The following is a 4740-nucleotide window of genomic DNA, read 5'->3' on the forward strand; positions in this document are numbered from 1 at the left end:
CTCTGGTTCCGCTCTGATCAGCGGCCCGGCTCGGCCCCCCTCGGTCCCGCCTGGGGGGCCCGCAGCGCGTCCACGGCAAGGCGGGCCGCCGTGCCGATGACCGCGTCGGCGGCGGGCTGAAGAGCGGAGGTGCGGGCCGTGCGCGTGAAGACGGCGACGGCGTAGCGGCCCCCGTCGGGGTACTCGACGACGCCGACCTCGTTGCGCACGGTCGGCAGACTGCCCGTCTTGCCCGCCACGTGGACGTCGTCGAAGGGAAACCCGGACGCGAGCCGGTGCGGCCACACCTGGAGCCCGAGGACCCGGCGGATGGCCGCGCCGTGCTCGGGCGTGCACGCCTCGTCGCGCCAGACGGCGGCGAGCAGACGCGTCATGTCACGCGGGGTGCTGTGGTTGGTACGGGCCGGGTCCAGTGCCCGCAGCCGTGCGACGACGTGCGGGTCGGCCAGCGACCGCGCGCCGCCGGGGCCGGCGTCCTCCTTGATGGTGGCGAGGAGTTCGCCGAAGGTGTGGACGGCGTACGTGCGGGTGAGGCCCAGGCGGGCCGTGGTGCGGTTGACGGCTTCGAGACCGACGCGGGCCAGCAGCAGGTCGGCGGCGGCGTTGTCGCTGACGGACATCATCAGATAGGCGAGGTCGCGCAGCGACAGCCGGGCGCCGTCGAGCATGGCGGCAAGGCCCGTCGGGCCGGTGGTGCGGCCCTCCGGCGGGGACTCGACCTGCTCGGTGAGGTCCAGGATCCCCGCCGCGGCCTGCTCGTGCAGCGAGACCAGCAGACAGAGCTTGTGGACGCTGGCGGTGCAGACCGGCTGGTCCGCCCCGGCGTCGAGCTGCGCGCCGCTGTCGATGTCGACGGCGTGCAGCCGGCCGGTGACCCCGGCGTCGGCGAAGGCCGCGTGGATGCGGGCGAGGGCGTCGGTCACAGCCAGTACTCCGATGCCGGGCGCAGGTGCAACGGGCGGGAGGGCAGGTCGGGGGTCGCTTCGGCGGTGGTGCGCAGCGCGTGCGTGGCGGCCTCGGCGAACGCGGACACGGCGGCGTCCCCCCGCCCCGCGGGCCAGGCGACGGAGTGCCGCAGGGCCAGCGGGGCGCCGGTGAGGGGGCGCCATACGACACCCCCGCCCGAGTCCACGCCCTCTGCGGCCTCTGCGCCCTCTTTCGCGCGCCCGTGCGTGTCCCGTGGGCTGAAGGCCACCGCCTCCGTGGACAGCACCAGTCCGCGTACGAAGCTGGAGCCCAGGGCGTGGCGTACGGCGGGCGGGGTGTAGCCGTTGCGGGCGCAGGTGTTCAGGAGGTCGTCGTAGACGGCGGGGGCGCCGGGGCGGGGGAAGAGGATCAGGTCGTGGCCGGTGAGGGAGGCGAGCGGTACCTCGCCGAGCCGGGCCGCCGCCGCGCCGCGTGGCAGCAGCACGCCCAGTTCGCGCCGCAGCACCGGGCCCAGCTCCAGCCCGGAGACGTCGCACGGGTGGTGGATGAGCCCGACGTCCAGCTCGTGCGCGGCGAACCGTTCCAGTTGCTGGGCGGTGGACAGCTCGTGCAGTTCCAGCTCCAGGCCGCTCGCGCCCGCGCCGGTGAACCCCGCCAGCAACGCGGCGACGGTCTCCCCGGAGAGGTCCGGCGGCAGCGCGGCACGCAGCAGGCCGGTCTCGCCGTCCCGGATGCGGCGCGCGGTGGCCATGAACGCCTCGGAGCGGGCGAGCACCTCCCGGGCCTTTGCCAGCAGCAGCGCCCCGGGCTCGGTGAGGGCAACCTGTCGGCTGGTGCGTTCGAAAAGCCGGACGCCCAGGTGCCGCTCCAGGCGCTGAATGCGCTGCGAGAGCGGCGGCTGGGCCATGCCCAGCCGAGCCGCGGCACGGCCGAAGTGTGACTCTTCTGCAACAGCCACAAAGCACTCCAGGTGCCGCACCAGGTCCACGAGCAGGAAGCATATCCGTTTGGTATTGATCCGAGATTGATATCGGTCTTGGACAAGGTGCCCGGGCCGCTGTTGTTCTCGGCGCATGGATCACCACGACTACACCAGCGTCACGACCGGGGGCAGCAGACCGCGCCGGACGGCCCTGAGGGCCGTCACCGCGGGCGCGGTGGTGCTGGCCGTCGCCGTCGGCGGGGCGTACGCGGCCGGTCTCGGTCCCTTCGAGCGGGACCCCGGACCCGACCCCGCCGCCGGGAAACAGGCCCGCGCGTTCCTCGCCGACTGGGCCGCCGGCCGCCTGACGAGCGCGGCCGGCCGTACGACCAGCCCCGGCACGGCACAGCGGGTGCTGGACAGCTTCACCACCGGCCTCGACATCAGCAGACCGAAGCTCACCGCCAAGTCCGCGGCCGAGGGCGAGGACGGCACGGTCACCGTCCCGTTCACCGCCCGGATGCCCGTCGAGGGCCTGGGCGCCTGGACCTACGAGTCGAAGCTGCCGCTGCGCGAGCAGCGCGACGGCAGCTGGAAGGTGGACTGGAAGCTCTCCCTCGTCCACCCGCGCCTGAGCGACACCGAGAAGTTCCGCCTCGAACGCGAGGAGACGAAGCCCCCCGAGGTCACCGACCGGGAGGGAACGGCCCTGTCGGGTGCGGAGTTCCCCTCCCTGGGACCGGTCATGGCGCAGCTCGGCGGGGGTGGCGAGGGCACCGGCCCGCGCGGGGCGATCCACCTGGTCGACCGGGTCACCGGGAAGGTCGAGCGTACGGAGGCCACATTCGGCGCGCGGACGGTCCGGGACGCGGGCCCGGTCCGCACGACCCTCGACGCCGACTGGCAGGCCGCCGCCGAGAAGGCCCTGGGCGCCCACGCCGACGGCAAGAACGCCGCGCTCGTCGCCCTGCGGATCGACGACGGCGAGATCCTGGCCGTGGCGAACTCCCCGTCGTCCGGCTTCAACCGCGCCCTGTCCGGCACCTACGCGCCCGGCTCCACCTGGAAGATCGTCACCAGCAGCGCCCTGCTGCTCAAGGACGCCGTCGCACCGGACGACGTGGTGGACTGCCCCAAGTACCTCACGGTGGGGAAGCGGTTCCAGAACGTGGAGCTGTCCGAGCACCCGGGCGCCACCTTCCGCAAGGACTTCACCGAGTCGTGCAACACCGCCTTCATCAGCCTGCGCGACCGGCTCGACGACGGGGAGCCGGGCGATGTGGCCCGTAAGTACTTCGGCGTGGGCCAGGAATGGCACGTCGGGGCACCCTCGTACGACGGGTCGGTGCCCGTGCCGAAGGACGAGACGGAGAAAGCCGCCTCGATGATCGGCCAGGGCCGGGTGCAGGCCAACCCGCTGATCATGGCGTCCGTCACCGCCACGGCCGTCTCCGGCACCTTCCACCAGCCCTCGCTCACCGAGGGGAACGAGGACAAGACCAGCACGACCCCGCTGCCGGAGGGCGTCGTCGCCCAGCTGCGCGAGATGCTGCGCGCCACCGTCACCGACGGCACCGCGCGCATCCTGTCCGACCTGCCCGGCGAGATCGGCGCCAAGACCGGCACCGCCGAGGTCTCCGACGACCAGGACAACAACGGCTGGCTCGTCGCGCACCGCGGCAACGTGGCCGTCGCCTGTGTCGTCGAGGAGGGCGTCACCGGCGGCGGCTCCGCCGGGCCCGTCGTCCGCGGTCTGCTGGCCGCCGTCCCCGGCGATTCGCAGTGAGCAGGAGGCTCCTGGTGACGGGAGCCTCCGAGTGATCCGAGTCAGTGATCCGAGTGAGTGATCCGTGTGAAAGGAACACCCCGCATGCCCGCCGACGCGCCCGCCTCGTCCCGCCGCGCCTTCCTGGCCGCCGCGGCCTTACTCCCCCTCGCCGGCTGCGGCCCGGCCGACCGGGACACCGACCGCGCGGGCCCGGCCGCCACGACCACCCGGCCCACCCCGGAGCCGAGCCGCCGCACCCCCGCCCCGCCCGTCCACCGCCCGCGCCTGGCGGACCTGGAGCGCGAGTACGGCGCCCGCGTCGGCGTCTACGCCCTCGCGACCGGCACCGGCGCCACGGCGGTCCACCGCTCCGACGAGCGCTTCGCGTTCTGCTCGGTCTTCAAGGCCCTGGCCGCGGCGGCGGTCCTGCACCACCGCTCCCTCGACGGCCTGGACCGGCGCGTCACCTACACACGGGCCGACCTGAAGTCCACCACGCCGATCACCGGACGGCATGTCGCGACCGGCATGACCCTCCGTCAGCTCTGCGACGCCGCCGTCCGTTACAGCGACGGAGCGGCCGGCAACCTGCTCATGCGCGACCTCGGCGGCCCGGCGAAGCTCACCGCCTATCTGCGCGGACTCGGCGACACCGTCAGCCGCATGGACCACTACGAACCGGAACTGCACGACGTACCGCCGGAGGACCCCAGCGACACCACCACACCCCGCGCGATCGCCACCGACTTCCACAAGCTGCTCCTGGGCACGGCCCTGCCCGCCGGTGAACGCGCGCTGCTGACGGACTGGCTCTCGCGCAACGCCACCACGGTCGGCGCCCGCCGTATCCGGGCCGGACTCCCCAAGGGCTGGCAGGTGGCCGACAAGACCGGCACCGGCAACTACGGCAGGGCCAACGACATCGCGATCGTCCGCCCGACCCGCACCGAACCGCTCGTCCTGGCCGTCATGACCGACCGGCGCGGCTACGACGCCGCACCCTCTGACGCCCTGATCGCCGAAGCCACCGCACGGACCATCACCGCCCTGGGGCTCTAGAGGCAACGCCGTTCAGTTAGGCGTGGGGGCTGTTCGTCAAGGCTGGTGAACGAGGCAGCGGAGC

4 protein-coding genes are annotated in these 4740 nt (G+C 73.5%); 2 read left to right on the forward strand and 2 right to left on the reverse strand.

The window, feature by feature from the left end; genetic code table 11:
- Positions 1-17: 17 nt before the first annotated feature.
- Positions 18-923, reverse strand: coding sequence for a serine hydrolase (locus AOQ53_RS35255; protein WP_099054761.1), 906 nt, complete (start codon positions 921-923; stop codon positions 18-20).
- Positions 920-1915, reverse strand: coding sequence for a LysR family transcriptional regulator (locus AOQ53_RS35260; protein WP_078945655.1), 996 nt, complete (start codon positions 1913-1915; stop codon positions 920-922). Before AOQ53_RS35260 ends, AOQ53_RS35255 begins: the two co-directional genes overlap by 4 nt.
- A gap of 85 nt (positions 1916-2000) precedes the next feature.
- Here AOQ53_RS35260 and AOQ53_RS35265 point away from each other — a divergent pair, with 85 nt between their 5' ends.
- Positions 2001-3635 carry a penicillin-binding transpeptidase domain-containing protein gene (locus AOQ53_RS35265; RefSeq protein WP_059423642.1) on the forward strand — a complete coding sequence of 545 codons (1635 nt, stop codon included), beginning with the start codon at positions 2001-2003 and terminating at the stop codon, positions 3633-3635.
- An 84-nt stretch (positions 3636-3719) separates the two neighbouring features.
- On the forward strand, positions 3720-4676 hold the full coding sequence (bla, locus tag AOQ53_RS35270) for a class A beta-lactamase (RefSeq protein ID WP_059423644.1): 957 nt from the start codon (positions 3720-3722) through the stop codon (positions 4674-4676).
- The last annotated feature ends 64 nt before the right edge of the window (positions 4677-4740 follow it).

The sequence above is a fragment of the Streptomyces azureus genome (assembly GCF_001270025.1).
GTDB classification, from domain to species: Bacteria; Actinomycetota; Actinomycetes; order Streptomycetales; family Streptomycetaceae; genus Streptomyces; species Streptomyces azureus.

Coding starts and splice junctions, on each gene's coding strand:
- AOQ53_RS35265 (WP_059423642.1), top strand. CDS start 2,001: ATGGATCACCACGACTACACCAGCGTCACGACCGGGGGCAGCAGACCG.
- bla (WP_059423644.1), top strand. CDS start 3,720: ATGCCCGCCGACGCGCCCGCCTCGTCCCGCCGCGCCTTCCTGGCCGCC.